Origin of the sequence: Sulfitobacter maritimus, from assembly GCF_013346665.1 — a bacterium.
GTDB classification, from domain to species: Bacteria; Pseudomonadota; Alphaproteobacteria; order Rhodobacterales; family Rhodobacteraceae; genus Sulfitobacter; species Sulfitobacter maritimus.
The window spans coordinates 32,027-58,350 of record NZ_JABVBB010000037.1; the positions used below are offsets into that span (position 1 = coordinate 32,027).

Annotated in this window: 26 protein-coding genes; 15 read left to right on the plus strand and 11 right to left on the minus strand. The window is 59.6% G+C overall.

Going from position 1 to position 26,324, the window contains the following annotated elements:
* Positions 1–22 precede the first annotated feature (22 nt).
* On the plus strand, positions 23–1,003 hold the full coding sequence (locus HTT03_RS13955) for an ABC transporter substrate-binding protein (protein WP_174860403.1): 981 nt from the start codon (positions 23–25) through the stop codon (positions 1,001–1,003).
* A 246-nt stretch (positions 1,004–1,249) separates the two neighbouring features.
* On the opposite strand, the gene HTT03_RS13960 is transcribed toward HTT03_RS13955, so the two are convergent.
* Positions 1,250–1,801 (minus strand): L,D-transpeptidase, encoded by a 552-nt coding sequence (locus HTT03_RS13960; RefSeq protein WP_174860404.1) that lies wholly within the window; start codon positions 1,799–1,801, stop codon positions 1,250–1,252.
* Between the two features lie 138 nt (positions 1,802–1,939).
* Positions 1,940–2,146 carry a cold-shock protein gene (locus HTT03_RS13965; protein ID WP_007117950.1) on the minus strand — a complete coding sequence of 69 codons (207 nt, stop codon included), beginning with the start codon at positions 2,144–2,146 and terminating at the stop codon, positions 1,940–1,942.
* A gap of 372 nt (positions 2,147–2,518) precedes the next feature.
* Here HTT03_RS13965 and HTT03_RS13970 point away from each other — a divergent pair, with 372 nt between their 5' ends.
* On the plus strand, positions 2,519–3,496 hold the full coding sequence (locus tag HTT03_RS13970) for a response regulator (RefSeq protein ID WP_246253542.1): 978 nt from the start codon (positions 2,519–2,521) through the stop codon (positions 3,494–3,496).
* A gap of 188 nt (positions 3,497–3,684) precedes the next feature.
* Here the strand turns inward: HTT03_RS13970 and ettA are convergent, their stop codons facing one another.
* Complete coding sequence (gene ettA / locus HTT03_RS13975) at positions 3,685–5,340, minus strand: energy-dependent translational throttle protein EttA (RefSeq protein WP_174860405.1); 1,656 nt, start codon at positions 5,338–5,340, stop codon at positions 3,685–3,687.
* A gap of 339 nt (positions 5,341–5,679) precedes the next feature.
* Here ettA and HTT03_RS13980 point away from each other — a divergent pair, with 339 nt between their 5' ends.
* From HTT03_RS13980 to HTT03_RS13990, 3 genes are all read left to right on the plus strand, one after another.
* Positions 5,680–6,117: a universal stress protein gene (locus HTT03_RS13980; protein ID WP_174860406.1), complete on the plus strand. Its 438-nt coding sequence runs from the start codon at positions 5,680–5,682 to the stop codon at positions 6,115–6,117.
* 11 nt (positions 6,118–6,128) lie between these two features.
* Positions 6,129–7,676 carry an alanine/glycine:cation symporter family protein gene (locus tag HTT03_RS13985; protein WP_174860407.1) on the plus strand — a complete coding sequence of 516 codons (1,548 nt, stop codon included), beginning with the start codon at positions 6,129–6,131 and terminating at the stop codon, positions 7,674–7,676.
* Positions 7,677–7,758: 82 nt separating this feature from the next.
* Positions 7,759–8,352, plus strand: coding sequence for a nicotinate-nucleotide adenylyltransferase (locus HTT03_RS13990; protein WP_174860538.1), 594 nt, complete (start codon positions 7,759–7,761; stop codon positions 8,350–8,352).
* On the opposite strand, the gene HTT03_RS13995 is transcribed toward HTT03_RS13990, so the two are convergent.
* Entirely contained in the window at positions 8,344–9,177 is an 834-nt protein-coding gene (locus tag HTT03_RS13995; RefSeq protein ID WP_174860408.1) for a DMT family transporter, read from the minus strand. The two genes, HTT03_RS13990 and HTT03_RS13995, sit on opposite strands and share 9 nt — an antisense overlap.
* 100 nt (positions 9,178–9,277) lie before the next feature.
* Here HTT03_RS13995 and dacB point away from each other — a divergent pair, with 100 nt between their 5' ends.
* Positions 9,278–10,894 (plus strand): D-alanyl-D-alanine carboxypeptidase/D-alanyl-D-alanine endopeptidase, encoded by a 1,617-nt coding sequence (gene dacB, locus HTT03_RS14000; protein ID WP_174860409.1) that lies wholly within the window; start codon positions 9,278–9,280, stop codon positions 10,892–10,894.
* Between the two features lie 6 nt (positions 10,895–10,900).
* Here the strand turns inward: dacB and HTT03_RS14005 are convergent, their stop codons facing one another.
* On the minus strand, positions 10,901–11,323 hold the full coding sequence (locus HTT03_RS14005; RefSeq protein WP_174860410.1) for a tellurite resistance TerB family protein: 423 nt from the start codon (positions 11,321–11,323) through the stop codon (positions 10,901–10,903).
* A 123-nt stretch (positions 11,324–11,446) separates the two neighbouring features.
* Between HTT03_RS14005 and HTT03_RS14010 the strand changes: the two genes are divergently transcribed.
* From HTT03_RS14010 to HTT03_RS14020, 3 genes are all read left to right on the plus strand, one after another.
* Positions 11,447–13,027 (plus strand): lysine--tRNA ligase, encoded by a 1,581-nt coding sequence (locus HTT03_RS14010; RefSeq protein ID WP_174860411.1) that lies wholly within the window; start codon positions 11,447–11,449, stop codon positions 13,025–13,027.
* Between the two features lie 60 nt (positions 13,028–13,087).
* Positions 13,088–13,501: a DUF4864 domain-containing protein gene (locus tag HTT03_RS14015; protein ID WP_174860412.1), complete on the plus strand. Its 414-nt coding sequence runs from the start codon at positions 13,088–13,090 to the stop codon at positions 13,499–13,501.
* 142 nt (positions 13,502–13,643) lie between these two features.
* A complete protein-coding gene (locus HTT03_RS14020) occupies positions 13,644–15,932 on the plus strand; it encodes a glycosyl hydrolase family 28-related protein (protein ID WP_174860413.1) in 2,289 nt (762 codons plus the stop codon).
* A 38-nt stretch (positions 15,933–15,970) separates the two neighbouring features.
* On the opposite strand, the gene HTT03_RS14025 is transcribed toward HTT03_RS14020, so the two are convergent.
* Entirely contained in the window at positions 15,971–16,642 is a 672-nt protein-coding gene (locus HTT03_RS14025) for a hypothetical protein (protein WP_174860414.1), read from the minus strand.
* Between the two features lie 136 nt (positions 16,643–16,778).
* Entirely contained in the window at positions 16,779–16,964 is a 186-nt protein-coding gene (locus tag HTT03_RS14030; protein WP_174860415.1) for a PLDc N-terminal domain-containing protein, read from the minus strand.
* A gap of 180 nt (positions 16,965–17,144) precedes the next feature.
* Here HTT03_RS14030 and HTT03_RS14035 point away from each other — a divergent pair, with 180 nt between their 5' ends.
* Positions 17,145–17,501 (plus strand): PRC-barrel domain-containing protein, encoded by a 357-nt coding sequence (locus HTT03_RS14035; RefSeq protein WP_174860416.1) that lies wholly within the window; start codon positions 17,145–17,147, stop codon positions 17,499–17,501.
* A 265-nt stretch (positions 17,502–17,766) separates the two neighbouring features.
* Entirely contained in the window at positions 17,767–18,036 is a 270-nt protein-coding gene (locus HTT03_RS14040) for a GlsB/YeaQ/YmgE family stress response membrane protein (RefSeq protein ID WP_174860417.1), read from the plus strand.
* Between the two features lie 45 nt (positions 18,037–18,081).
* Here the strand turns inward: HTT03_RS14040 and uvrB are convergent, their stop codons facing one another.
* Together uvrB and HTT03_RS14050 are read right to left on the minus strand one after the other, a co-directional pair.
* Positions 18,082–20,289, minus strand: coding sequence for an excinuclease ABC subunit UvrB (uvrB, locus tag HTT03_RS14045; RefSeq protein ID WP_281361063.1), 2,208 nt, complete (start codon positions 20,287–20,289; stop codon positions 18,082–18,084).
* Positions 20,290–20,389: 100 nt separating this feature from the next.
* Entirely contained in the window at positions 20,390–20,674 is a 285-nt protein-coding gene (locus HTT03_RS14050) for an antifreeze protein (protein ID WP_174860418.1), read from the minus strand.
* Positions 20,675–20,813: 139 nt separating this feature from the next.
* Between HTT03_RS14050 and HTT03_RS14055 the strand changes: the two genes are divergently transcribed.
* Positions 20,814–21,125 (plus strand): ETC complex I subunit, encoded by a 312-nt coding sequence (locus HTT03_RS14055; protein WP_174860419.1) that lies wholly within the window; start codon positions 20,814–20,816, stop codon positions 21,123–21,125.
* A gap of 352 nt (positions 21,126–21,477) precedes the next feature.
* Positions 21,478–21,765, plus strand: coding sequence for a hypothetical protein (locus tag HTT03_RS14060; protein WP_174860420.1), 288 nt, complete (start codon positions 21,478–21,480; stop codon positions 21,763–21,765).
* An 88-nt stretch (positions 21,766–21,853) separates the two neighbouring features.
* Here the strand turns inward: HTT03_RS14060 and HTT03_RS14065 are convergent, their stop codons facing one another.
* On the minus strand, positions 21,854–22,018 hold the full coding sequence (locus HTT03_RS14065; RefSeq protein WP_217482838.1) for a hypothetical protein: 165 nt from the start codon (positions 22,016–22,018) through the stop codon (positions 21,854–21,856).
* A 147-nt stretch (positions 22,019–22,165) separates the two neighbouring features.
* On the minus strand, positions 22,166–22,963 hold the full coding sequence (locus HTT03_RS14070) for a glutathione S-transferase family protein (protein ID WP_174860421.1): 798 nt from the start codon (positions 22,961–22,963) through the stop codon (positions 22,166–22,168).
* Positions 22,964–23,305: 342 nt separating this feature from the next.
* Between HTT03_RS14070 and HTT03_RS14075 the strand changes: the two genes are divergently transcribed.
* Together HTT03_RS14075 and HTT03_RS14080 are read left to right on the plus strand one after the other, a co-directional pair.
* Complete coding sequence (locus tag HTT03_RS14075; protein WP_174860422.1) at positions 23,306–24,439, plus strand: patatin-like phospholipase family protein; 1,134 nt, start codon at positions 23,306–23,308, stop codon at positions 24,437–24,439.
* Between the two features lie 184 nt (positions 24,440–24,623).
* The gene (locus HTT03_RS14080) at positions 24,624–26,246 is read left to right on the plus strand and encodes an acyl-CoA dehydrogenase family protein (protein ID WP_174860423.1); all 1,623 of its coding nucleotides are present in this window, start codon (positions 24,624–24,626) and stop codon (positions 26,244–26,246) included.
* Positions 26,247–26,324: the final 78 nt, after the last annotated feature.

Below are 26,324 nucleotides of genomic sequence, written 5' to 3' on the forward strand. Positions count from 1 at the left end.
ACCAACCAACTGGGAGAAAACAATGAAAAATATCACGAAGATCGCCGCCGGGGCCGCCTTGGGCCTTTGGGGGGCCATGGCGCAGGCGGCAGATGACCTGACCTTGCAGCTCAAGTGGGTCACGCAGGCGCAGTTCGGCGGCTATTACGTCGCGAAGGACAAAGGTTTTTACGAAGAAGAAGGGCTGAACGTTACGATCAAGCCCGGCGGGCCGGATATCGCGCCGGTGCAGGTGCTCTTGGGCGGTGGGGCCGACGTGATGGTGGACTGGCTGCCTTCGGCGCTGGCCGCGCGTGAGAAGGGCGCGCCGATTGTGAATATCGCGCAGCCTTTCGCGAAATCGGGCCTGATGCTGACCTGCCTTAAGGAGCACGGGATCGAAAGCCCCGAGGATTTCCCCGGCAACACGCTCGGCACATGGTTCTTTGGTAATGAGATTCCGTTGCTAAGCTGGATGGGCAAGCTGGGCTATCCCACCGACGGGTCCGAAGGCGGTGTGACGATCCAGAAGATCAACTTCAACGTTGATCCGCTGCTGCAAAAGCAGGTCGAATGCGCCACAACCATGACCTACAATGAATATTGGCAGGTGATTGATGCCGGGCTGACGCCTGAGGATCTGGTGGTCTTCAAGTACGAAGACGAAGGTATTTCGACGCTGGAAGACGGTCTTTATACCACCGAAGAGAACCTCGAAGACCCTGAGATGGTCGATAAGCTGGCGCGGTTCGTCCGGGCGTCGATGAAGGGCTGGAAATACGCCGAGGAGAATGTCGAAGAAGCCGCTGAAATCGTGCTGGAGAATGACCAGACCGGGGCGCAGACCGAGAAGCACCAGACCCGCATGATGGGTGAGATTGCCAAGCTGACCGAGGGCAGCGATGGGCGGCTGGATGAGGCGGCTTTTGATCGGAGTGCAAAGATCACCATGGAAGGTGGCATGATCACGAAAGCGCCTGAGGGGGCGTGGACGCATGAGGTGACGGACAAGGCTATTCAGTAAGCTTTGCCGGCGATGAAAGGGGAGGGGCTGGCGCGATGCGCTGGCCCTTTTTGTATGCACGGAGGGCCAGTGCCTGCACGCGGGTTGGCGCCCCTGCAGGTGGACATTGCCACTTTATGGTTCAGCCGTGACGTGACCGAGCTAAGTCGCGCCAAGCCTAACAAAATCGCCTACCCGGGGGGCGGGCAGGCGATGGCCCGGCGCCTGCGGTTTGATTCCGGGCCGGGTGGTCTACAGTAGGGGGGGTTACAGCACCGTAACCTTCGTCCCAATCGGCACACGTTGGTACAGATCAATCACATGCTCATTCAACATCCGGATACAGCCGTTCGACACCGAGCGGCCGATCGAATTCGGCTGGGTCGTGCCATGGATACGGAAATAGGTGTCCCGCCCGTTCTGGAACAGGTAGAGCGCCCGCGCGCCGAGCGGGTTGCCGGGACCGCCGGGCTGGGCATCGGTGTTGCCGATGAAGCGTTTGTAGGCCTGCGGCTCACGTTCGATCATCTCGTTGGTTGGCCGCCAAGTGGGCCATTCTTTCTTAACGTCGATCGTCGCGGTACCTGTGAACTCCAGCCCCGCTTTGCCCACACCCACGCCGTAGCGCATGGCTTGGCCCGGTGCGGTCACGAAATAAAGGTAATGACTGCGCGGCAGGATTAACAACTGACCCGGCGCATATTGCGGTTTCATCGGGACGATCTGCGGTTTGGGATCATAGGCCGCGGTGCGGGCCTGCGCTATCATTGGAAGGGTGGCAGCAGCCAATGTGCTGGTCAGAAAGGTACGGCGGCGCATGGCAGGCTCCATCTGGGGGTCAGTCGATGCCGTATTGTGCCACGGGGGCGCGGTTTGGCAAGACTGCACATAAAAAAACGACCCGCCGTTGCTGGCGGGCCGCTTGAATTCTTGGATCAGGGCCAAAGCCCCCGGCCATTAGGCCAGCGCGATGTTGGTCGCGGATTCACGGCCGTCACGGCCTGCTTCGATGTCGAAGGTCACTTTCTGGTTGTCGGCCAGGCCGGTCAGGCCAGCGCGCTCAACAGCGGAAATGTGAACGAAAACGTCTTTGCTGCCGCCATCGGGAGCAATGAAGCCGAAGCCTTTAGTTGTGTTAAACCATTTTACGGTGCCAGTGGCCATATCCGTAGTCTCCATATTGATGCCATCCGCTTGAGTGCGATGGCCCGGCGTTGTTTGTCTGGATCGATAGACTGAGCGCCGTATGAGGGAGACAGTGGGTCGAAAAAGATAACGTCTGCACCGTCTTTATCGCATTAGAGGGGGATTCGTTCAAGAGGGATCGATTCAGACCGCTTTTCCCGGCCCTTTTGGCAGGCTGTTTCGGCACTTTCCTGCCATGTTGCGCGGTGCAATCCCTGTTTTTCAGGCCGCCTGCGGGTCAGCGGCTGTCTAAAGATTGTCTAAAACCCGTCGCATTGCTGCCCGCCACAAGTGGTTTTCTGCCGGAAAGCCCCAATTGCGCCTGCCAGCGCCCCATGCGGAGATTGCACAATGATGAGAATTCTTGCCGTGGATGACGATCCGGTCATCCTCGACCTGTTAACCGGATGCCTGACCGAGAACGACAATTACGAATTGGTCTGCGCTGAGAGTTCGGAGGAAGCGCTGGACATCCTACGAGACTCGGACAAGCCGTTTGATTCCTTCCTGCTCGATATTATGTTGCCCGGTATCAGCGGTATCAGCCTGTGCGAGACGATCCGTGACGTGCCGTATTACCGTGCCGCGCCGATTGTCATGATCACCGCCAGCCGCGAGCCTGCGATGATGCAACGGGCTTTCGACGCCGGTGCCACCGACTTTCTGTGCAAACCTCTTGATGGGGTCGAACTGAGCGCTCGGATCAACTCGGCCAGCATGCTGAATGCCTCTTTGCTGCGGGAACGCGAAGCGCAGCATACCCTGTCTGAACTGACGGAGATGATGAAAATCCGCTTCGACGAAGGTTTCGACCTGAATGTCGAGGGGTGCAGCGATTTCCTCGCCTTGGAAAACTACCTGCTGCGCCTGCCGAGCGGCTGTTTCTCGATGAACCTTTTCTCCGTCGCGGTTGAAGGGGCGCGGGGGATTTACCGCGCTGTCAAAGCGCCCGCTTTCCGCCGCCAAATGGAACAGGTCGCCTCTGCGACCATCCATTCGCTTCACGGTATGCGGTTTCACCTCGCCTATGCGGGCAGTGGCCGATATGTCGGCGTGGTCCTGAGCCGTGCGCGGTTGAACACCGAGGTGATGGAAGAGCGGATGCATGAGTATCTGGAGAAGAATTGGGACGGGAAGGGCATGAACAATGCGCTCCCGCCGAGCCTTCGCGTGACTTCGGTCAGTGAGCAGCGTCTGTGGTCGGGGCTGTCGGCCAGCAACAAGCTGCGCGAGCATTTGGAAAGCTGGGATCCGCTGCACGGCTTGGCGCGGCATGATGAGGACAACCTCTTTGCCCAGCTTGAAACGGCGATTGACGACGAACGCTGAGGGCGTCGGAGGTTAAGGGATTAAACCCGTCCGCATTGCGGGCGGGTTTTTACGTTGGAGGTATGCGGTAAGGGCAGCGCCCTCCCTGGGGGCGATGCCCGGTGTGCCACCGGGCGGGGCGCTGAGACGGTGCGCACAAAAAAGGGCGCCGGAAATCCGACGCCCTCCAAATCGCTATTCCGTAAAAATTACCGCGCGAACTTCTTGTGCTTCAGACGCTTTGGCTCAAGCGCATCAGCACCCAGACGGCGCTTCTTGTCCTCTTCGTAATCCTCGAAGTTGCCTTCGAACCATTCCACATGCGCTTCGCCTTCGAAGGCAAGGATGTGGGTACAGATACGGTCGAGGAAGAAGCGGTCGTGCGAAATGACCACGGCGCAGCCTGCGAAATCGACCAGCGCGTCTTCGAGCGCACGCAGGGTTTCGACGTCCAGATCGTTGGTCGGTTCATCGAGCAGCAGCACGTTGCCGCCTTCTTTGAGCAGCCGCGCCATATGCACGCGGTTACGTTCACCACCCGAGAGCAGGCCGACTTTCTTTTGCTGGTCGCCGCCTTTGAAGTTGAAGGACGAGCAATAGGCGCGGGAGTTCACCTCGGCGTCACCCAGTTTGATCACTTCGGCCCCGCCTGTGATCGCCTGCCAGACAGTGTCCTCATGGTTCAGGTCATCGCGCGACTGGTCGACATAGGACAGTTCAACCGTGTCACCATATTCGATGGTGCCCGCATCGGGCTTCTCATGGCCGGTGAGCATTTTGAACAGCGTCGATTTACCCGCGCCGTTAGGGCCGATCACCCCGACGATGCCACCCGGCGGCAGGGAGAAGTCCAACCCGTCGATCAACTGCTTGTCACCCATGTGTTTCTTCAGACCTTCGACCTCGATCACCTTGTTGCCAAGGCGCGGGCCGTTGGGGATGACGATCTGGGCGCGGGACAGCTTTTCGCGCTCGGAGGTCTCGGCCATCTCGTTATAGGCCGCGATCCGGGCTTTGGATTTCGCCTGACGGGCCTTTGCGCCTTGGCGCATCCATTCAAGTTCGCGTTCCAGCGTCTTCTGCTTGGATTTATCCTCACGGGCTTCCTGCGCCAGCCGCTTGGCCTTCTGCTCCAGCCAGTCGGAGTAGTTGCCCTCGTAGGGGATGCCGCGGCCACGGTCCAATTCGAGAATCCAGCTTGTGATGTCATCGAGGAAGTAACGGTCGTGGGTGACCGTCAGGATCGTGCCTTTGTACTCAATCAGGTGCTGTTGCAGCCAAGCAATGGTCTCGGCGTCGAGGTGGTTGGTCGGCTCATCGAGCAGCAGCATGTCGGGCGCTTCGAGCAGCAGTTTGCACAGCGCCACGCGACGGGCTTCACCGCCCGAGAGGTTTTCCGGCATCGCGTCATCCGGCGGGCAGCGCAGGGCTTCCATCGACACGTCGATCTGGCTGTCGAGATCCCACAGGTTCTGCGCGTCAATGTCGTCTTGCAACTTGGCCATCTCATCGGCGGTCTCGTCGCTGTAGTTCATCGCCAGTTCGTTGTAGCGGTCGAGGATCGCCTTTTTCTCGGCCACGCCCTCCATGACGTTTTCGCGCACGGTCTTGGTCGGGTCGAGCTTGGGCTCCTGCGGCAGGTAGCCGACCTTGGCGCCCTCAGCGGCCCATGCTTCGCCGGTGAAATCCTTGTCGAGCCCGGCCATGATCTTGAGCAGGGTGGATTTACCCGCGCCGTTGACGCCGACGACACCGATCTTCACGCCGGGCAGGAAGTTCAGGTGGATGTTTTCGAATGTCTTCTTGCCCCCGGGGTAGGTCTTGGAGACGCCGGACATGTGATAGACGTATTGATAGGCAGCCATTTGGAGAATCCTCGAAACGCGTTTTGGGGTTTGCAGTGCCATATCGCTCGGACCGGACAAGATCAAACACTCTGTCGATGGGGCAGCCCCGGTTCAGGCGCCAGGCACGGTGCTGCGCATATGGCGCTGGCGCAACGTTTGGCCGAGCCTTGAGAGGCTTTACCGGGCTTACCTGTGGCATTGCATTGATAAACAGTCGACTTTTTGCGTTTTTTCGCGGTAAGATTGCAATCAGCTGCGCTGTTGGGCGACGCCATATCAAGCGTAGATCAAGATGGCCGAGATGGGGCGCATCATCTGGGGTGCGTGCATTCTTGGCACAACAACAGGGAAAAACGCATGTCAAAAGCCACAATCGTTGTGGGTCTGGACGGGTCGGAGGCCGGCGCGCGCGCGCTATCTTTTGCCCAGTCGCAGGCCAAGCAGATCGGGGATTGCGCCATCACGCTCTGCTATGTGATCGAATGGTCGCCTTTTACCTTTCAAACCAAAGAAGAGAATGAGCAGCGCCACAAGCGGCGCGAGGAAGAGTTGCAGCGCGCCCGCGAGGTGGTGCTCGATCCAGCCGTCGCCAAGGCCAAAACTTCGGGCATCGAGGTTGAGGGGATCGTGCGGCATGGGGACGTGGCTGATATCCTTGAAGCTGTCGCCAAGCAGCGCGACGCGATCCAGATCGTTGTCGGTCGGGTTGGCGAGCGTGGGCTGAAGCGGCTCTTTGGCGGGGTGACCGGCCGGTTGGTCGCAGGCTCCAGCGTGCCGGTCACGATCATTCCTTGAAAGGATAAGCTATGAACAAGCTATTTACCGTTGCGATGGCCGCTTTCGCGTCATTGCTGCCGACCCTTGCTGCGGCGCAGGAGGCTGTCGGCATCGACGAGCGTATTAACCAGATTTTTGCTGATTATACCGGTTGGTATGTTTCCTTTATCTTCGCCCCACTGCCGGGCACGAATTTCTCATGGATCGCCTTGTGGCTGGTTGTGGGTGCGGTGGTCTTTACCGTCTATTTCGGGGCCATTCAGCTAAAAGGCTTCTGGCATTCGATCCAACTGGTGAAGGGCGATTACTCAGACCCCAATGACGCGGGCGAGGTAAGCCACTTTCAGGCGTTGGCGACGGCGCTGTCGGGCACCGTGGGTCTGGGCAATATCGCGGGCGTCGCGGTGGCGGTCAGCATCGGTGGACCGGGGGCGACATTCTGGATGGTTATCGCGGGCCTCTTTGGCATGGCGACCAAATTCACCGAATGTACGCTTGGCGTGAAATACCGCAACGAGTTTCCCGACGGCCATGTCTCAGGCGGGCCGATGTATTACATTGTGAAAGGCTTCTCCGAGCGTGGCTTGCCACTGGGTGGCTTTATGGCTGTGTTGTTTTCGATCTTCACCATTCTGGGCGCGCTCGGCGGGGGCAATATGTTCCAAGCCAACCAAGCCCATGCACAGCTTGCAGGCGTGTTGGGCGACTATCCGGGCTGGATTACTGGCGTCATCCTTGCCGGTGTGACCTTTGCAGTGATCGCGGGCGGTTTGCAGTCCATCGCGCGGGTGACGGAAAAGATCGTGCCGTTTATGGGTGTCTTCTATGTGCTGGTGTCGATCCTGATCCTGCTGATTAATTGGGATATGATCGGCTGGGCCTTTGGTCAGATCTTTATGGGGGCCTTCACCGGCCTTGGCGTTGTCGGTGGCTTTACCGGGGCTTTGATCCAAGGTTTCCGCCGGGCGGCATTCTCCAACGAGGCGGGCATCGGCTCTGCGGCCATCGCCCACTCGGCGGTGCGGACCAAAGAGCCTGTGACCGAGGGCTATGTGGCCCTGCTGGAGCCCTTCATCGACACGGTGGTGATCTGTACCATGACCGCGCTGGTGATCGTCATCAGCGGCGTGTTGAACCAAGACCCCGAAACCGGTCTTTACATCTGGAACGCCGAGGCGGGCCGGATCGCGACCGAAGGCGAAGTCAGCGGCGTGGCGCTGACCTCTGCGGCCTATGCGCGGGCCTTCTCGTGGTTCCCGGTTCTGCTGATGGTTGCGGTGGTGCTCTTTGCCTTCTCGACCATGATCAGCTGGTCCTACTACGGGCTTAAAGCCTGGACCTATCTGTTTGGGGAAGGGGCGGCCAAGGAATTGGTCTTCAAGGTGATCTTCTGCATCTTCATCGTGATCGGTGCGGCGGCGAGCCTCGGGCCGGTGATCGACTTCTCGGATGCGATGCTGTTCTCCATGGCGATTGTGAACATCATTGCGCTCTACTTCCTGATGCCGATCGTGAAGCGCGAGCTAAACAGCTATGTTGCACGGCTGCGCTCAGGCGAGATCGTGAAGCACAAGTAAGCGCTGCGCATTGACAAAGGGCAGCGATGCCCCTCCTTTGGCCCCTGATTTCGGATCGGGGGCCATTTTGTTTCGCAATACCATGCCATTCGCCACCAAAGGCCAAGTCATCGGCCTTTTGGGCGGGTCGTTTGACCCGGCGCATGACGGGCACGCGCATATCACGCGCGAGGCATTGAAACGTTTTGGCTTGGATCGGGTCTGGTGGCTGCTGAGCCCCGGCAACCCGCTCAAGGAACACGGCCCCGCGCCGATGGCGCAGCGCAAAGCGCGGGCGCAGGCAGTGATGGATCACCCGAAGGTCGAGATCACGGACATCGAAGCGCAGCTTGGCACGCGCTACACGGCGCAGACCCTCGCTGCGCTACGGCACCGTTATCCCGGTGTGCGCTTTGTCTGGCTGATGGGGGCCGATAACCTCGCGCAGTTTCACCTTTGGCAGGATTGGCAGCAGATCATGCAGACCGTGCCGGTGGGCGTGCTGGCCCGGCCCGGCCAACGCATTTCGGCGCGCATGAGCCGGGCGGCAGCGCTTTATGCACCTTACCGGATCGCAGGGCGCAACAGTCAGCTTTTGGCCCATGCCGAAACGCCTGCGTGGTGTTTTGTGAATGTGCCGATGGTGGATATCTCTTCGACCGCGTTGCGGGCCGCCGGGGGGTGGCGGTCAACGTAGCCGGGCCGAGGTGATGCCAGCCGTAATGATCACCGCCAGACCGGCCCATGTTAGCGCATCGGGCAGGGTGTTGAACAACAACAGCCCCAAGAGCACAGCTGCGATGAGTTGAAAATAGACCAAGGGCGCAAGCCGCGTGGCAGGGGCTCGGCGGTAGGCATAGAGCAGCAGCAGGTTCCCCAACATCGAAAAGGCAGCGCTGGCGGTGGCCAGTCCGGCGATCTCGACCGTTGCGGCGGGCAGGTTCATCAGACCCAGCGGCAGCAACATCAGCGCGCTCATCGCCAGTTGGGTAAAGGTCAGCGCCAGCGGGCTTGCCATGTCTGAAAGCCAGCGCGACATGGTGAGGAAAACACCGTAGAACATCCCCGCCGCCACGGCAAAGAGCAGACCCGCGCCGCCCGATGTGGCGTTCACGCCGGGGCGGACCACCAAGAGCACGCCGCAGAAGCCCAGCAGGATCAGCGCACTGCGCAGCAACGAGATACGTTCGCGCAGAAACAGCGCGGCCAGCAGATAGCTGAACATCGGACCGATAAAGAAGGCCGCAAAGACATTGGCGAGCGCTTCGGTTTGCAACGCGGTTTGGATACAGGTGATGCCCGCCGCCAAAGTCCCCGCCCGCAGCCAAAGCCGCCAGTCGCGCATCAAGGCCCAAGTGCCGGACGACAGGAAGGGCAGCACCAGCAGCGTTCCAATCGCAAAACGCGACCATGCCACGAACACCGGGGCGACGCCCAAGCTGCCGGTCAGAATCTTGCCAGCACTGTCGCCCGCGGGAATAAGTGACATGGCGATAAACATGATGGGAATGGCGCGTTGCATTGCAATGGGTTAGCAGGTCGGCGGATTTGTGCAACCGCGAAAGGCGCCGGACCGCCAGAGTGGTTGTGGCCAAGTCCAGCTTGCGCTTTATATCAGCCCCATGAGCCAGATTTACACACGACGATTTTTCCTCGGCGCAGCCGTCTCTGCCTTTGCTGCGGTCTCTGCCATGGCCGAGCCGCCAACAGCCTCTCTGCGCCCGGTGGGGCGGGATGCGGATCTCTACAAACAGGCGATTCCCAACGTCTCGGAGATCCTTGCCGACAGCGGGATCAAAGGCCATGTGGCCTTTGCCGTAGTCGATGTGGACAGCGGGATTTGGCTGGAGGCCGCAAATGCCAATATGGGCATTCCGCCGGCCAGCAGTGCCAAGGCGATCACTGCGCTTTATGCACTGGATGTGCTGGGGCCAAATCATGTGTTTGAAACCCGTCTGATTGCGACCGGCGATGTTGTCGATGGTGTCGTGCAGGGGGATCTGATCCTCGCGGGAGGCGGAGACCCGACACTGGATTCCGATGATCTTGGCGTGATGGCGGAAAAGCTGAAAACCGCAGGGATCACAGGGGTGAAGGGCGGTTTCAAAGTCTATGAGGGCGATTTCCCTCGGACGCCCGCGATTGATCCAGAGCAGCCCGATCAGGTCGGCTATAACCCCGGTCTTTCCGGCATTGCGCTGAATTACAACCGGGTGCATTTCGAATGGCAACGCGGCAGCAATGGGTATGATGTCACGATGGAAGGCCGCTCGGCCCGCTATCAACCTGCGGTGCGCATTGCTACGATGGAGGTCGTGGATCGCAGGGGGCCCGTCTATACCTATGAGGACAAGGCCGGGCGCGATGTGTGGACGGTGGCGAAAGGCGCTTTGGGCAAAAGCGGTGCGCGTTGGTTGCCGGTGCGCAGGCCGGGGCCTTATGCCGGTGATGTTTTTGTCACCATTGCCAAGAGCTTGGACATTGATCTGCCGGAGGCTGAGATGATCGACAGCCTGCCGGGTGGTAAGGCTTTGATTGTTCATACCAGCGCCGATCTGCGGTCGATCCTGAAGGACATGCTGAAATATTCAACCAACCTGACCGCCGAGATGGTTGGGATGGCAGCGAGCGTTGCGCGGGCCGGGCCGCTCGACAGTCTGCGCGCATCGGCGGCGGAAATGAACCGTTGGTCGGTGGAAAAACTGGGGATGGAAAACCCGCAGATGGTGGATCATTCGGGCCTCAGCGACGACAGCAAGATGACAGCGCGAGACATGGCGGGGGCTTTGGGCCGCATCCACGGTACCGGACTGCGGCCGATCCTAAAACCTGTCTATCTGCGCGATGACCGGGGGCGGCCAGAGCGTGACAATCCAATCAAGATCGACGCCAAGACCGGGACGCTGAACTTTGTCTCTGCACTCGCAGGCTTCGTGACAACGCCGGAAGGGCGGGTGCTAGCCTTTGCGGTCTTGTCAGCCAACCCGGAGGAACGCGCCAAGATCAGCCGGGAAGAACGCGAGCGCCCCCCCGGTGCGCGCACATGGAATGGGCGGGCGAAACGCGTTCAGCGCGGGTTGTTGGAACGCTGGGCGCTGCTTTACAACGTGACAGTGGTGCCGGAGCCTGCGCCCGTCGTCGCGCCAGAGCCGGAGACCGAGACCACGTCGGACCCGGCATCGGAGGCGGTGGCGGACAATGCGCCCGCGCCTGATGCGGAGTTGGAACCGGAGCTTTAAGGCCGCTTAGGTCAGATGCCGCGCCCGTGCGCCGCGCTCAATCGCGGCCGCGTGTAGCCGGTCGATGTTCAACTCATAGCGGATCTCTTCGAGCAGACGCAGCTCGGCCTCGCCCAACTTGCCATCCGCCGCAGCCACATCGCAGGCGAGCGCATAGGCAGTCTCATTCAGCCGTTCGGGCAGGGCGTCGCGGATCAGGCCGAACAGGGCATCTAGCCCCTCTTCCTGCTCAAACAGGTCCAGAACCGTCTTGCTGATCGTTGACACGCGGTCATTGTCATAGCCTGCAAAGATCGGCAGCAGGTAGAGTGCGGCTTCGATCTTGACCAATTCAGCGGTGCGGATGTCTTCGTCTGACGCAGAAACCGCGACCATCAGGGCGACGAGACTGTCCTGCGCGTTAAAGGAAGGGGAGGTATCGTCGTCCATGGTGTATATCCTTTGAACAGGTATGTTGCGGCGCAGAATATTGACCCGACCCCGGTGACGCAATAGGAACAGGCGACCTGCCGCGCATAGGGCGCGGGGGCAGCAAAATATGGATGATCTGACATGTCCGAGACCCGAGACGCGGCACTCAGCAGCAAAGCATGGCCCTTTGAAGAAGCGCGCCGGGTGCTCAAACGCTATGCGAAGAAGCCGCCAGAAAAGGGGTTTGTGCTGTTTGAGACGGGCTATGGCCCTTCTGGCCTGCCGCATATCGGCACCTTTGGCGAGGTGCTGCGCACCACGATGATCAAGCGTGCCTTTGAGGAGATCAGTGACATTCCGACCAAGCTGGTCTGTTTCTCGGACGATCTGGACGGGATGCGCAAGGTGCCGGGCAATGTGCCGCAGCGCGAGATGCTGGAAGAGCATATGCATAAGCCCCTGACCTCGGTGCCGGACCCTTTCGGCACGCATGAGAGTTTTGGCCACCACAACAACGCGATGCTGCGCCGGTTCTTGGATACCTTTGGGTTCGAGTATGAGTTTTACTCTGCCCGCGAGTTTTATCGCTCCGGCCAGTTCGACGAGGTGCTGCTGCGCGCTTGCGAGAAATACGATGAGATCATGGCGGTAATGCTGAAGTCTCTGCGCGAAGAGCGGCGGCAGACCTATTCGATCTTCCTGCCGATCCACCCTGAAACAGGCCGTGTGATGTATGTGCCGATGAAGGAGGTCAACGCCAAAGAGGGCACGATCACCTTTGACGATGAGGACGGCACTGAGATGACGCTGCCAGTGACTGGCGGCAATGTGAAACTGCAATGGAAGCCGGACTTTGGCGCACGGTGGGCCGCGCTGGACGTCGATTTTGAGATGTACGGTAAGGAACACGCAACCAACACGGCGATCTATGACCGGATTTGCGAGATCTTGGGCGGTAAGAAGCCGGAGCATTTCAGTTATGAATTGTTCCTTGATGAGAACGGGCAGAAGATTTCGAAATCCTCCGGCAACGGCATTTCGATCGACCAGTGGCTGACCTATGCCAGCACGGAAAGCCTGTCGTATTTCATGTTCCAAAAGCCGAAAACGGCCAAGCGCATGTATTTCGACGTGATCCCTAAGGCGGTGGATGAATACCACCAACAGCTGCGCGCCTATGAGACGCAGGACGTGAAGGCGCGGCTGAACAACCCCGTCTGGCATATCCACGGGGGTGACGTGCCGAAGTCGGATATGGTGGTGCCATTCTCTATGCTGCTGAACCTCGCGAGCGTGTCGAGCGCCGAGGACAAGTCGCAGCTTTGGGGCTTCATTCAACGCTATGCGCCGGAGGCCACGCCGGAGACCAACCCCGGTATGGATCAGGCAGCGGGCCATGCGGTGCGCTATTTCAATGACTTCGTAAAGCCGCAGAAGGTGTTCCGTGCGCCCACGGAGTTGGAACGCGAGGCGTTGGAAGACCTCCGCGACCGGCTCAAGGTCTGGGATGGCGGACTGGATGCTGAAGCGTTGCAGAGCATGGTCTTCGCGGTGGGCAAGGAGCGTTTCGATCCGCTGCGCGACTGGTTCACGGCGCTTTATGAGGTTCTGCTGGGCGCCAGCCAAGGGCCGCGTTTCGGCGGGTTCATTGCGCTTTATGGCGTGGATGAGACCGTGGCACTTATCGATGATGCGCTGGCAGGCAAGCTGACCACGGCGTGAAACTTTTGCCCTCGCTCTTGCGTGACTTAGATTAAGTCAGCAAGGGCGAAGGGGAAAGACATGCGCAACGGCATCCTGACAGTCTTCGGAGGGCTGGTTCTATCGGCCCTCCTAAGCTTTGGCGCAGCCGCACAGCAGGCTGAGATCGAAGCGACGATCACCGGGCAATTCGACGCCTTTCGCGCCGATGATTTCGCGGGCGCGCTCGAATTTGCCACGCCGCAGTTGCAGCGGTTTTTCCAGACGCCCGAGAACTTTCGCCAGATGGTGACCAGCGGCTACCCGATGGTCCAGAACCCCGCCGAGGTGCGGTTTTTGGAGCGGCGCGGGGAGGGCCGCGACATATTTCAGGTGGTGCAGATCACGGATGCGGCCGGGTTTACGCATTTGCTCGCCTATCTGATGCAGCAGACTGACGAAGGGTGGCGCATCGGTGCGGTGCAGATTCTCGACGCACCGGGGATGAATGTTTGAGCCTTTGTTGCGGCTCTAGCGCACGGTCGTCTCAGCCCCGTTTAACACATCGTTGATATTTCCCTGACCTCGCGGTTCGGCTTGACCGAGCCAGAGGAATTGTACGGCGCGCCCCGTTGGCGGCCGGGGGAAAGGAAATGCGATGAATAAGGCGATTACCGATGGCGTGGTGCTGATGCCCACACCCTTTGCAGCGGGTCTGGATGTCTGGTCGAGCGGCAATGGCACGCCGGGATCGGATTCCTATGAAAACGCGGCCAATGCGGCCTTTGTCCCGGCGGATCAGGATTTTGGCGGGGCGCTGGAACTGGTCAAGACAGAGGCCACACAGAGACTGCGCTACATGCGCCAGACCACGCTGCTGCCGGGCTGCTATCTGCGGGTGACGGCGCGGGTTAAAGCGGTGAGCGGCAATCTGCCATCTGTGCGGATCGCGGGCTACCCGGCGCGGTCGGGCGGGGCCAAGGTGAGCGGGGTGGCCGAGTTTGGCCCGGCGACCGAGCTATCCAGCTATGGCGATGTGGTTGAGGTCACGGCGATCATTGGCAGCGGGGACCGGGGCGGGGTCGATATGGTTTGGGGCGCGGGCGCCGCCTATGGCCATTTGGGGTTGGACTTGACCGGGCCGAGCGGGGGCGTGGTGCGGATCGATGATATTGTTATTGAGGACGTCACCTCGGTCTTTCTGCGGGATATGCTGGCGCAAGTCGATGTGCGGGATTACGGGGCGGTCGGCAATGGCGTGACGGATGACACCGCTGCTTTTGAGGCCGCCAATGCCGCCGCAGACGGGCGCACGGTGTTGGTGCCGGCGGGGAATTACCTGCTGAACGGGGATGTGACATTCGACACGCCGGTGAAGTTCGAAGGTCATGTCACCATGCCCACGGCTGCTGTACTCATCCTGCGGCGCAACTTTGACCTGCCGAGCTATGTCGAAGCCTTTGAGAATGAGCGTGTGGCGTTCCTGAAGGCGTTTCAGGCCTTGTTGAGCAATGCCGATCACGATTCCCTAGATATGGGCGGGCGCAAGATCACGGTGACCAGCCCGCTCGACATGCAGACCGCGGTGCCGGACAAGACCAGCTATGCCACGCGCCGGGTAATCCGCAACGGCCAGATCGAAGCCGGAGCGAGCAGCGCTTGGGACACGCAAGTGGTGACCTCGCAGGCGACCTATTCGCCGTCCAACGCCCGCAGGCTGACCAATGTGACCAATGTCGCCAATGTGCCGGTGGGGGCATTGATCGAAGGCAACGGGGTTGGGCGTGAGATCTACGTGAAGTCTAAAAACGTGGCCACGCGGGAGGTTACGCTGAACGCGCCTTTGTTCGATGCGGCAGGCACGCAGAACTTCACCTTCCGCAAGTTTCAATATCTGGTGGATTTCAGCGGCTTTGCCTCGCTGTCGAAATTCGTGATGGCGGATGTCGAATTTCAGTGCAACAACCGTTGCAGTGCGGTCAACCTCGCGCCCTCCGGGCTGATCTTTCACCTGCGGGACTGTTTCATCAGCCGCCCGATGGATCGGGGTGTAACTTCAACCGGGGTGGGCTGTCAGGGGATGCTGATTGACCGCTGCCAGTTCCTGTCGGCCGAAGATGCGCTGACAGTGCCGAACCGCAAGACCATCGCGCTGAACACCAATGCCAATGACGTCAAGCTGCGCGATTGCCGGGCCACAAAGTTTCGGCATTTCGCGATGCTTGCCGGGGGCAATAGCATTGTAGTGGGCAACCACTTTTTCCAGGGTGACGCGATCGAGAATGGCGTCCGATCAGCGGGGCTCATCCTCGCGGCGGCGCATACGAGCACGGTGGTGTCGGGCAATTACATCGACAATTGCTTTGTCGAATGGACCAATGAGCAGGACCCGACGCCGGATCATTCGAACGGCTATTCCTTCAGCGCGCTCACCATTAGTGACAACATCTTTCTGTCAGGCGAGGTGGCGCCGTGGTTCAGCTATATCATCGTTAAGCCGCATGGGGCGGGGCATTACCTCAATGGCGTGAATATCACCGGCAATCGTTTCCGCAGCCTTAATGGCAACATCGACCGCGTTGAACGGGTGGACAGCACCTATGCCGATCTTGATCGGTCGCGCTGCAAGAATGTTGTGATGAAGGGTAATTCCTTCCACGCCGTTACCACGCAGGTGGAGAATGTGGCCGAGATTGAGCATAGCCAGACCACGCCGTCGGACATTTGGGTGATCGATACGGCGGGGCATTTGCCGTTTGAGGGGCAGGCGTTGCACAGTGATGCGGTGGTGGCCCATGGGGCGATCCGGAATGGAAATAATGTCGCGCAGTTCGATATGCCCTATGTGCGACATTCCGAAGGGCCGGACAGGGACCAATTGCATGTGGTTTGGAGAACGCCGGTAAAGGGGAAAGTGTCGGTCTTGGTGCGGATGGACAACCGTTAGGGGGCGACGCGTTCCTAAAGGTCTATGGCGGGCGTCCATTAAAACTCCCGCCATAGTCCGAGCTTAAGCAAGGTGTCTTCGGGCCGGTCGATGGGTGTTTCGGTGCCGATTTGAATGCGATGTTTGGCCCAGTCAGGCGATAGAATGACCGAGGGGGCAAGGCTTACCGACGTGGTGGTGGGCGTGGTGGTTACGAAAAGCTGAACCATTGCGCTGGTAAGGTCGGTAAAGTCAAACCCGGCGGTGCTGTCGATTTTGATCTCTTGCTCGGCAAGGCCAAAGTCCCATTTGAGAGAGGCATCGACCGTCAGCCAGCCATTTCGGTCCCCCTTGGTAAAGCCGCGCCCCCATGAAAGTCCCGCCTTGATATGAGGCGACACCAACTCCCCCCTCCAACTGGCTCCAAGGCCAAGGTCATAGGCCCATCTGCCCGTGTCACCGGGGGTGCCGAGCGGGAGCCGGAGAAACAGAGTGCCACTGCCCTTTAGCTCACCGAACCGGCTTTGGGAGGTGGTGATATCAAGACCAAGAGTAAGATCGTCGCGCCAGCCGTATTCTAGATAGGTGCTTTGGCTCAGGTCATAGAAATAAGAGGCCGATACGCTTGTGGACCGGAAGCCCTTGCCCTCTTCCCGCAGCCACGGCCCCGCAAGAGCCGGGGTGGCGACAAGCGGATACAGCAGGACGAGCAGAGAAGGGACAGATCGCATGGCAGGCTCCTGCTGCGATCTTGGTTAATCGTGGTTAACATTTCGTTGCGACGAGTTCAGGAATGTAAAAACCCGACGCGGGAAGCGCCGGGTTTGTTGTCGTCTTGGGCGACGTCATCGGCAGGGCGTAGCGCCGTTATACATGCGCCTTGTTGCCGCGCGGGCCTGCGATCAGCCATGCGATAAAGCCGAGGACGGGCAAGATGATGATCCCCAGCACCCAGGCGATTTTCGCAACACCAGAGGCGCCAGAGGTGACGACCTGATAGATGGCGTAGATGTCCGCGATGAAGATGATGAGGCCGAGAAGTCCATATTCCACTGGTGATCTCCTTAAAATTTTTACGTTTGCTTGGCGAACCAACAGCGCTCGGCGCGGTTTTGTTCCGCCGGGCCTGATCGGTAGGCGGTCGGCCATTTGCCGCAGATGTAGGCAAGTGCGCGGAACCGGCCCCAACAGCAAAGCGTTTTATTCCTGACCTAGCAACGAAAGGAACAGGCCATGACTGATACGCTTGCACCCGCATCTTTGGTTTCCTCTGACAATGTAAATGGCACCGTGGTTTTTGGCCGCGATGGAACGGAGATCGGCCATATTGATCACCTTATGATCGACAAAAAATCCGGCAAGGTTGCCTATGCTGTAATGGGCTTTGGTGGCTTTTTGGGGCTGGGCGAAGAGCATTATCCCGTCCCATGGGATGCGCTGAAATATGATCCCGCGCGCGATGGCTTCATGACCGATATCGACGAGCAAAAGGTCAAAGGCGCTCCGGAGCGGAATGATAATTGGCACACAGATCGCGCTTGGCAGGAACGGTCCTTGGACTATTACGGCGTGCCGTATTACTGGCTCTGAAGGGCAGATCGTCAACTCGCTGCCTCATTAACCGCGCGGTATCGGCGGATTAAGGAAAGCGCCTGACCTTGGTCATTGAATATTCATCGGTGTTCAGGCCAAATGGTCAGGCAGGCACTTTCGCCCCAACCTGAGGTTTTTAATGCGCCGTATGATGATCCTTGGCATGCTGCTGTCCCTTGCCGGATGCGGCGTGCCTTTCGTTCCGTTTATTTAAATTCACGCGGGCGGGCCCAGAGCCTGCTCCAAGACAAAGTCGGAAATTATGGAAGCTTTTCTTGATGCACTGGGCGCTGTTGCGCTGATCGCCCTCGTCGTTGTCGGTCTCGCCGCTGGCGCCATTGCGGGCGCTGTGGCTGGACGCAATCGGCTTATGTACCTGATCCTTGGCGTGGCGGGCGCAGTGGCATTGCCCTTTATCCTCGCCGCCCTTGGGGTGACTGTCGTCGCCGCGGGCGGGATACTTGTGCTGCTCATCGTCGCGGCCATTGGCGCGGCGCTGGTTTTGGCTTTGGTGGCGGCCCTACGGCGCTAGCGCAGGGTGAACGACAAGCGGTTGGGGGTCGATATGAAGCGGCCCCTAACGCTTTTTGCGCCGTTTGACATTGCCACCGCGCATGCCCCCACGCCCGCTGGTGCTGCGGCCTGAGGCTTGTTGCGCGGTATCAACTGCCTTTTCGATCGCTTGTTGGCGGGCCATTGGATCGTCAGCGACGGCCAGATCGACCGCCTCCAACCGTTTGACCTCATCGCGCAGGCGCGCGGCCTCTTCGAATTCGAGATTTTCTGCCGCTTTGCGCATATCGCTGCGCAGGCCATCGAGCACCGCCTGAAGGTTCCCGCCCGCGAGCGGATTGTCGACCTTGGCGGTCACGCGGTTCATATCGACGTCGCCTTTGTACAGACCGGCAAGAATATCCTCCACGTTCTTTTTGACCGTGGCCGGGGTAATGCCGTGCTCTTCGTTATAAGCGATCTGCTTCGCGCGGCGCCGGTCGGTTTCGCCCATCGCACGCTCCATCGAACCGGTGATGCGGTCGGCATACATGATAACGCGCCCTTCGGCGTTCCGCGCGGCCCGGCCGATGGTCTGGATAAGCGAAGTCTCAGAACGCAGGAACCCTTCCTTATCCGCGTCGAGAATGGCCACGAGGCCACATTCGGGAATGTCCAAGCCTTCGCGCAAAAGGTTGATCCCGATCAGCACGTCAAAGGCCCCGAGCCGCAGGTCGCGCAGGATTTCGATCCGCTCAATCGTGTCGATGTCCGAATGCATGTAGCGCACGCGGATGCCCTGTTCATGCATATATTCGGTAAGGTCTTCGGCCATGCGCTTTGTCAACACGGTGCAGAGCGTGCGGTAGCCATCAGCGGCCACTTTGCGCACCTCGTCCAAGAGGTCATCGACCTGCATCTCAACCGGACGGATTTCAACCTTAGGGTCCAAAAGGCCAGTGGGGCGAATGACCTGTTCGGTGAAAACGCCGCCGGTCTGTTCAATTTCCCACGCGGCGGGCGTGGCGGAGACAAAGACAGACTGCGGGCGCATCGCGTCCCATTCCTCGAACTTCAGCGGGCGGTTGTCCATGCAGGACGGCAGGCGGAAACCGTGTTCGGCCAGCGTGAACTTGCGCCGGTAGTCGCCCTTGTACATGCCGCCGATCTGCGGGACCGAGACGTGGCTTTCGTCCGCAAAAACGATCGCGTTGTCGGGGATAAACTCGAACAGGGTCGGGGGCGGCTCGCCCGGTGCGCGGCCGGTGAGGTAGCGCGAGTAGTTCTCGATCCCGTTGCAGACCCCGGTGGCCTCCAGCATCTCAATGTCGAAGTTCGTGCGCTGCTCCAGCCGCTGCGCTTCGAGCAGCTTGCCCTCGGCGACCAGCTGGTCCAGTCGCGTGCGCAGCTCTTTTTTTATGCCGATGATCGCCTGCGACATCGTGGGCTTGGGCGTCACATAGTGGCTGTTCGCATAGACGCGGATTTGGTCAAAGGTGTCGGTCTTCTCCCCAGTGAGCGGGTCGAACTCGGTGATGCTCTCCAACTCCTCACCAAAGAAAGACAGCCGCCATGCGCGGTCATCAAGGTGGGCGGGGAAAATCTCAAGACTGTCACCGCGCACGCGGAAAGAGCCACGCTGGAAAGCCGCGTCGTTGCGTTTGTACTGCTGCGCCACCAAGTCCGCGATGACCTTGCGCTGGTCATACATCTCGCCCGCTTTCAGATCTTGAGTCATCGCGCCATAGGTCTCAACCGAGCCGATGCCGTAGATGCAAGACACTGAGGCCACGATGATCACGTCGTCACGCTCTAGCAGCGCGCGGGTGGCAGAGTGGCGCATCCGGTCGATCTGTTCGTTGATCTGCGATTCTTTCTCAATGAAAGTATCCGACCGCGCGACATAGGCTTCGGGCTGGTAATAGTCGTAGTAGGAGACGAAATACTCCACCGCGTTATCAGGGAAGAAACCTTTGAACTCGCCGTAAAGCTGGGCGGCCAATGTTTTGTTCGGGGCAAGGATAATCGCCGGACGCTGCGTCTCTTCGATCACCTTGGCCATGGTGAAGGTCTTGCCTGTGCCGGTCGCGCCCAAAAGCACTTGATCGCGCTCGCCCGACATCACCCCTTCGGTCAGCTCTTTGATCGCCGTGGGCTGGTCGCCTGCCGGGTCGAACTCGGTGACAAGGTTGAACTTCTTGCCGCCCTCAAGCTTGGGGCGGTTGCGCACGTCTGGCGCGGGGTTAGCCAGCAGGGGCATCCCCTCGGATTTGTCGGAATGGGCATAGGGCATCGCGGATATCCTCGGTCGGGCAGAGACATAGGTGCCCCCTTTCGCGCTGTGTTCAAGGGGGCGGGAGGCTGCTATGCAAGGTTTTCACGACGAAACCGCCTTACTTCATCAATCGTTTACGATTTTGCCGCACCTTACGCGTGAGCGGGGCGAGGGACGCGTTAATAATCTGCTCCGGCGCCTTGCCCGCCATTGCCGCCTGTGCTCCGGCGCTGACGGCTTTCGTAAGGGCCGGGCCTTTTTCCGAAATCATCCGGCTGTTTTCACCCGGACGCGCAGGCAGAGCGCCCGCCATAGCCATAAGGCGCAGGGACATAACGATCTGAGTTTCCACTGCAAGCGCGGCGAACTGGCTTTGCAGGGCGAAGAAAGCGAAGGGGGACATTAAGGGCGCTCCATTGAGGTGGGTCTTATGTAGTCTCTGCGGTGCAGCATTCCAGTGCAGCAGTTGCATCTCGCCGTCCCTTGCCCATTGCCGTGGAATATTAGATAAGTTCACAGGTTCCAGAAATGAGAGACGCGACATGCCCGCACGTATCTATCAACCCGCCCGCACTGCGATGTCCTCCGGCACCGCCAAGACCCGCGTCTGGGTGCTCGAATTCGCCCCGGCAGAGGCGCGTTCGGTTGATCCGCTCATGGGCTGGACGTCTTCGGGGGATACGCAAAGCCAAGTGCGCTTGCAGTTCGACACCCGCGAAGCCGCCGAAGAATACGCCCGCGACCATGGCATTGATGCGCTGGTCCAAGACCCCAACAAGCGCAAGCCCAACATCCGCCCCGGGGGCTATGGCGAGAACTTCGCGACCGGACGGCGGGGCGCTTGGACGCATTGAGGCTGTGAGACAGGGTAAAGCTGTCTCGGAAGCCGGGTAAAGGTTGTGCGAATTACGGCGCGATCCGAGGCACTGTGTGCTTCGCGGCGTTCTATCTAGATGAGCGCCGCTGGGTTACAGTGGCATTTTGACTGGTCCGACAACTTGATTTTCCGCCAGCGCTAAGGTGGCCCCCGAGTTTCGGGGCAAAAAGGGCTCTGCTGCGGCCTGTCTGCACTGGCGGTTGGTTCTGCGCGTACCAACGCCGAGAGGGCCGACCCGCGACGGTTTTTCCCCGGACGGATCGTTTGTGTGCTACTCTCATCAAGTGCTCGGTACATGGCACACTCAAAAACTATTGGGAGATAGTCCTATGTTTGCGCGTGTAACACCATACCAACTGAAGTCCGGAGCCCGAGAGGCTGCGTTAAACACATTAAGCGAAATGAAAGCCGATATCTTGGCACTTCCGGGGCTGAAGCAGTTCTTGAATGTGCTGAACGACGACGGAAGCGGCTATGTGATCTCGGTCGTAGAGAGCCAGAAAACATCAGACGACAATGCCGAAAAGGTGCGTGAGCTCTGGGGCAGGATGGCCGATCATCTGGCCGAGATGCCAACGCCCCATGGCTGCGAGGTCGTGGCGAACTGGAAGGCATAGGCGCCGTCGACCAGAAGTGTAAGTCACCTCCGCACTTCAATTACGAGCGGCAACCTGACAGACCACATCCCACGAACGCGGGCCGTGGTTAAACCAACCCTAACGCTTCGTCGCTGGCGCTGTCTGTATATTTGTCGCGCGGTGGCCAGGGGCGGTCTCTCCAGTGCGGCATGAACGCAAAGCTTGAGACTGTGCGACCTTCGACCAGCGCGCCATTCCCTGCGCCAAGGGCGTAATCGTAATACAGCTTCACAACCTCTTCTTTGTTGACTTACTGGGCTGCGGGATGGGTTGCGCAGGCGTCTTTCCGTACCCGCCGTCGACTAGAAGTGTTACTTACCTCCGCACTTCAATTTCTGGCGGCGGTCTGACAGCCACATCCCACGAGCGCGGGCCTTGCTTAAACCAACCCTAACGCTTCGTCGCTGGCGCTGTCTGCATATTTGTCGCGCGGTGGCCAAGGGCGGTCTCTCCAGTGCGGCAAGAACGCAAAGCTTGAGACTGTGCGACCTTCGACCAGCGCGCCATTCCCTGCGCCGAGAGCATAATCGTAATACAGTTTCACGATCTCTTCTTTGTTGACTTGCTGGGTTGCAGGATGGGCCATGCAGGCGTCTTTCCATGCCCGTACCCGCCGGTAGTCCGGCGTGTCGGGCAATTCAAAGCCCTCGTAGTAATCGAGAAACCAAAAGCGTTTGAACATCGGGGTGAACACCGTTTCGGCGAGCCCGAACTCATCGAAAAGGAAAGGTTCCTTGCGGCTGTGATGACGCAGGAAACTGTCAATATCGCGGTAAATGCCGAGCAATTTTTCGGCGTGTGTGTCGCGCTGGTCCGGATCTTGGTTCATCACAAAGAGATATCCCGCCATGGTGAACGGCCCCTCTCGGGTGATCAACATGGATTCGATCGCATGGTCTAACGGGTCCTCTTGGCGGAGCGTCGGGCCTTCGATCACTTCGTCCAGATAACGAAGGATCACCAGACTTTCTTTTAAAATTGCGCCGCTCGGGGTTTCCAGAACGGGCAGTGCTGTGGTGCCCTGCGTTTTTGCCAGCAGGGCCGGGTCGCGCGGTTTTGTAATGTCGACGACGCGAAACTCAACAGCGTCTTTCTGTCCCCGTAGGGCAAGCAGGATTTCAAGCCGCTGCGAGAAGGGGCAGACGGGAATGTGATAGACGATATGTTTGCCGGACATCAGATCGCTCCCTTGGCAGGCCGGTTGAGGTCGAGTAATCGCTTCTTAAGTTTTATATCGCGTCAATCCTGATCGGGGAGCTGACGCGAAAGCGCTGTCTTGGGCGAAAGTGTAGCCGGATATATCGCAAACTGCCAAAATGTTTTTCATGGCGCGATGCGCGGTGGGGGCTTTCGCGGTCCACGGCCTATGACGCATTTTCCAGCTTGCGGGGTGTGCGGGCGGGCCATGCCGCGACAGTCTTTATTGCGAACAGTGCTTTATTCGCCGCCGCGACCGGCGCATGATCGATGCAAGGCGGGTGGTCAGCTGCCCGTCGATCTGCGGCAATGGGATGCGCGTATGGTCAAGGAAGATTACGGAAAGACCGCTTTGGTGCTTCAAGGCGGCGGCGCGCGCGGCGCCTATCAGGTCGGCGTTCTCAAAGCTATTGCGCAGATCACCGGCGCACGGCGGTCGCCCTTTCAAATTGTCTGCGGCGCATCTGCTGGGGCTATTAACGCGGCCCCGGTCGCTGTCATGGCGCAGGACTTTCAAGTCGCGGTTCGCCATCTTGAAAAGTTGTGGAGAGGGCTCCATTGCACTTCAATCTACGAGACCATTCCGCTCACGGCCCTTCTGAGCAGTTCTCGCTTGGCCGGGACTCTCCTATCGCGTTTCGGGAGGACGCGGACAGGGGGCAGCCTGCTTGACCACACGCCGCTGCGAAAGTTGCTGGAACGTGAATTCAATCGCGAAAGGTTGGATCAGGCGATATCCAGCGGTGCGCTTCATGCCCTTTGCGTCACCGCGTCGAGCTACAGCCACGGTGTCGCGGTGACGTTCTTTGATGGGGCGGAGGGCGTCGCCGACTGGCACCGTGCACGTCGGCTCGGGCGGCGGGTGTCGATAGGGCCTGCGCATCTACTGGCCTCTGCGTCCCTGCCATTTGCTTTCGATCCTGTAGAGATTGGGGACGAATACTTTGGCGATGGGTCCCTCAGGTCCACCTCACCCTTGTCGCCTGCGATCCGAACGGGTGCCGATCGGGTCTTGGTTATCGCCACACGCGACCCGTCGCTACAGGTCTCGCCACAAGAGTTGCCAACAGCGCCACCAACCTTTGGTGACATTGCAGGCCATGCGCTCGACATTTTGTTCAATGACAACTTTGAAGCCGACTATGAGCGGATGTTGCGGATCAACGAGACGCTCAGCATTATGAGTAGGGACCAGCGGCAAAACGCAAGACTGCGCCCCATCTCTGCATTGCTGCTCGCGCCTTCGACCGACCTGCGGGACATCGCTCGACCCCATTCAGGTGACCTGCCGCGCACAATTCGCCTGCTGATGAAGATGCTCGGCGCTTGGGACCATGATGGGCGGTTGGAAAGTTATCTGATGTTCGAACCTGCCTATATCGGTGATTTGATCGATCGGGGCTATGCCGACACCATCGCACGCAGAGATGAATTAGCGTCATTTTTGGCCGATTAAGGGCGGGGCAGGCGGGTTGGGGCATCATCGGGCAATTTCCATGCACCCGCCACATCGAGGCCGCGATAGCGTTATGATGGACTGAAAACACGATAGGTACTAAACTTCAGCATCAACCGTGGGCGGCTTTGGCGTGCCATGTGGCACCCCGCTGGCCCGGTCTGTCTGCATTAATGAGGCTGTCATGACGCACACTGTCCCGCAATCGGATCTTGGCACACATGAGGTCTATAACCAGCCGAAGAGCCGGGGCGACAGCGACCTGTGGGAGTCAGACCCGGTTTTGCGGTCGATGGCGCCACAGATGGGTGCGCAGGCCGACCCGCTCCGCAGCTACGCGCAGACGTTAGGACAGGCCAAGTTGCGCGAGGCCGCCCGCGATGCCAATCGCCATACGCCCGAACTCACTCTTTTTGACCGCTGGGGCCGCCGCTTGGACGAGGTGCGGTATCATCCGGCTTACCACCAATTCATGGAACTTTCGGCAGCGGCGGGGTATGCAGCCGTGGCGTGGGAGGGCGCGCCGGGCGGCCACGCGACCCATGCGGCGATGGTCTATCTCGCCAGTCAAGTGGAGCCGGGCCATTGTTGCCCGCTGACGATGACCTATGCATCTGTTCCCGTCCTGGCTGCCGCAGAGGGCATCGCGCCGGACTGGAACAGCAAGGTCCTGTCCCGGCAGTACGACCCCTCTGTCGAGCCGGTGTCGCGTAAACGTGGTGCCACCATCGGCATGGCCATTACCGAGAAACAGGGCGGCTCCGATGTCATGACCAACGCGACACGGGCAGAGGCCGACGGGGCGGCGTGGCGGCTGACCGGGCACAAGTGGTTCTGTTCGGCACCGATGTCAGACGGGCTGCTAACGCTCGCGCAAACGGCCAAAGGGTTGACCTGTTTTCTGGTGCCGCGCTGGCTGGAGGGGGCGCGTAACAACATTCGTATTCAACGGTTGAAGGACAAACTTGGAAACCGCTCCAACGCCTCTGCCGAAATCGAATATGACCGCGCACTGGCCTACCAGATCGGCGAGGAGGGGCGGGGCATCCAGACGATTATCAAGATGGTCCACCACACGCGGCTGGACACCGCCATGGCCCCTGCGGGGCTGATGCGCGCAGCTTTGGTCGAGGCTCATCACTGGGTTGCCCATCGAACGGCTTTTCAGAAAAACCTGATCGATCAGCCGTTAATGCGCAGCGTTTTGGCAGATTTGACGCTCGATTGGGAAGGGTCGCTTGCCTTGGGAATGCGGGTCGCTCGCGCCTTTGACGGGGCGACCGAAGAGGATCGTGCCTTCGCCCGTATCGGGGTCGCTTTGGCGAAGTTCATAAACAACAAACTCTGCCCCTTGGTCGTCGGGGAGGCGATGGAGGTCCTTGGTGGCATGGGCTACATAGAAGACACACCGCTGCCCATGCTCTATCGTGAGGCCCCGCTCAACGGCATATGGGAGGGGTCGGGCAACGTCATCTGCCTCGACGTATTGCGCAGCCTCGCAAAGGACCCGCGTGCGGGGGAAGTCATAGATGCCGAACTGGACGCCGTTGCCGGACTTGATCCGCGCTATGACGCAGCACTCAGAGCCTACCGCGCGCGTTGGAGCAGCCTCCCGCCCGAAGAAGACGCCCGCTGGTTCGTAGAGCAAACCGCATATCTGCTGAGCGCCTCGATTTTGATCCGACATGCGCCAGAGCCCATCGCCTCGGCCTTTGTCTCAACGCGGCTTTCAGGCGAGAGGGGCCGTGTTGCCGGGGCGATCAGCAATCAGGACACTACTGCGATACTGTCGAGAATTGGCGAGTAGGGGCTTCTAAAGGGGCGGACATCCTCTGCGTTGCGCGGTTGCCCGGCTTTAAGTCGTAAACAGACAATATTCGGCCCT

Excerpts from the sequence above, each read along its gene's own strand:
- HTT03_RS13955 (WP_174860403.1), top strand. The coding sequence starts at position 23 with ATGAAAAATATCACGAAGATCGCCGCCGGGGCCGCCTTGGGCCTTTGG.
- HTT03_RS13960 (WP_174860404.1), bottom strand. The coding sequence starts at position 1,801 with ATGCGCCGCCGTACCTTTCTGACCAGCACATTGGCTGCTGCCACCCTT.
- HTT03_RS13965 (WP_007117950.1), bottom strand. The coding sequence starts at position 2,146 with ATGGCCACTGGCACCGTAAAATGGTTTAACACAACTAAAGGCTTCGGC.
- HTT03_RS13970 (WP_246253542.1), top strand. The coding sequence starts at position 2,519 with ATGATGAGAATTCTTGCCGTGGATGACGATCCGGTCATCCTCGACCTG.
- ettA (WP_174860405.1), bottom strand. The coding sequence starts at position 5,340 with ATGGCTGCCTATCAATACGTCTATCACATGTCCGGCGTCTCCAAGACC.
- HTT03_RS13980 (WP_174860406.1), top strand. The coding sequence starts at position 5,680 with ATGTCAAAAGCCACAATCGTTGTGGGTCTGGACGGGTCGGAGGCCGGC.
- HTT03_RS13985 (WP_174860407.1), top strand. The coding sequence starts at position 6,129 with ATGAACAAGCTATTTACCGTTGCGATGGCCGCTTTCGCGTCATTGCTG.
- HTT03_RS13990 (WP_174860538.1), top strand. The coding sequence starts at position 7,759 with ATGCCATTCGCCACCAAAGGCCAAGTCATCGGCCTTTTGGGCGGGTCG.
- HTT03_RS13995 (WP_174860408.1), bottom strand. The coding sequence starts at position 9,177 with ATGCAACGCGCCATTCCCATCATGTTTATCGCCATGTCACTTATTCCC.
- dacB (WP_174860409.1), top strand. The coding sequence starts at position 9,278 with ATGAGCCAGATTTACACACGACGATTTTTCCTCGGCGCAGCCGTCTCT.
- HTT03_RS14005 (WP_174860410.1), bottom strand. The coding sequence starts at position 11,323 with ATGGACGACGATACCTCCCCTTCCTTTAACGCGCAGGACAGTCTCGTC.
- HTT03_RS14010 (WP_174860411.1), top strand. The coding sequence starts at position 11,447 with ATGTCCGAGACCCGAGACGCGGCACTCAGCAGCAAAGCATGGCCCTTT.
- HTT03_RS14015 (WP_174860412.1), top strand. The coding sequence starts at position 13,088 with ATGCGCAACGGCATCCTGACAGTCTTCGGAGGGCTGGTTCTATCGGCC.
- HTT03_RS14020 (WP_174860413.1), top strand. The coding sequence starts at position 13,644 with ATGAATAAGGCGATTACCGATGGCGTGGTGCTGATGCCCACACCCTTT.
- HTT03_RS14025 (WP_174860414.1), bottom strand. The coding sequence starts at position 16,642 with ATGCGATCTGTCCCTTCTCTGCTCGTCCTGCTGTATCCGCTTGTCGCC.
- HTT03_RS14035 (WP_174860416.1), top strand. The coding sequence starts at position 17,145 with ATGACTGATACGCTTGCACCCGCATCTTTGGTTTCCTCTGACAATGTA.
- HTT03_RS14040 (WP_174860417.1), top strand. The coding sequence starts at position 17,767 with ATGGAAGCTTTTCTTGATGCACTGGGCGCTGTTGCGCTGATCGCCCTC.
- uvrB (WP_281361063.1), bottom strand. The coding sequence starts at position 20,289 with ATGCCCTATGCCCATTCCGACAAATCCGAGGGGATGCCCCTGCTGGCT.
- HTT03_RS14050 (WP_174860418.1), bottom strand. The coding sequence starts at position 20,674 with ATGTCCCCCTTCGCTTTCTTCGCCCTGCAAAGCCAGTTCGCCGCGCTT.
- HTT03_RS14055 (WP_174860419.1), top strand. The coding sequence starts at position 20,814 with ATGCCCGCACGTATCTATCAACCCGCCCGCACTGCGATGTCCTCCGGC.
- HTT03_RS14060 (WP_174860420.1), top strand. The coding sequence starts at position 21,478 with ATGTTTGCGCGTGTAACACCATACCAACTGAAGTCCGGAGCCCGAGAG.
- HTT03_RS14070 (WP_174860421.1), bottom strand. The coding sequence starts at position 22,963 with ATGTCCGGCAAACATATCGTCTATCACATTCCCGTCTGCCCCTTCTCG.
- HTT03_RS14075 (WP_174860422.1), top strand. The coding sequence starts at position 23,306 with ATGGTCAAGGAAGATTACGGAAAGACCGCTTTGGTGCTTCAAGGCGGC.
- HTT03_RS14080 (WP_174860423.1), top strand. The coding sequence starts at position 24,624 with ATGACGCACACTGTCCCGCAATCGGATCTTGGCACACATGAGGTCTAT.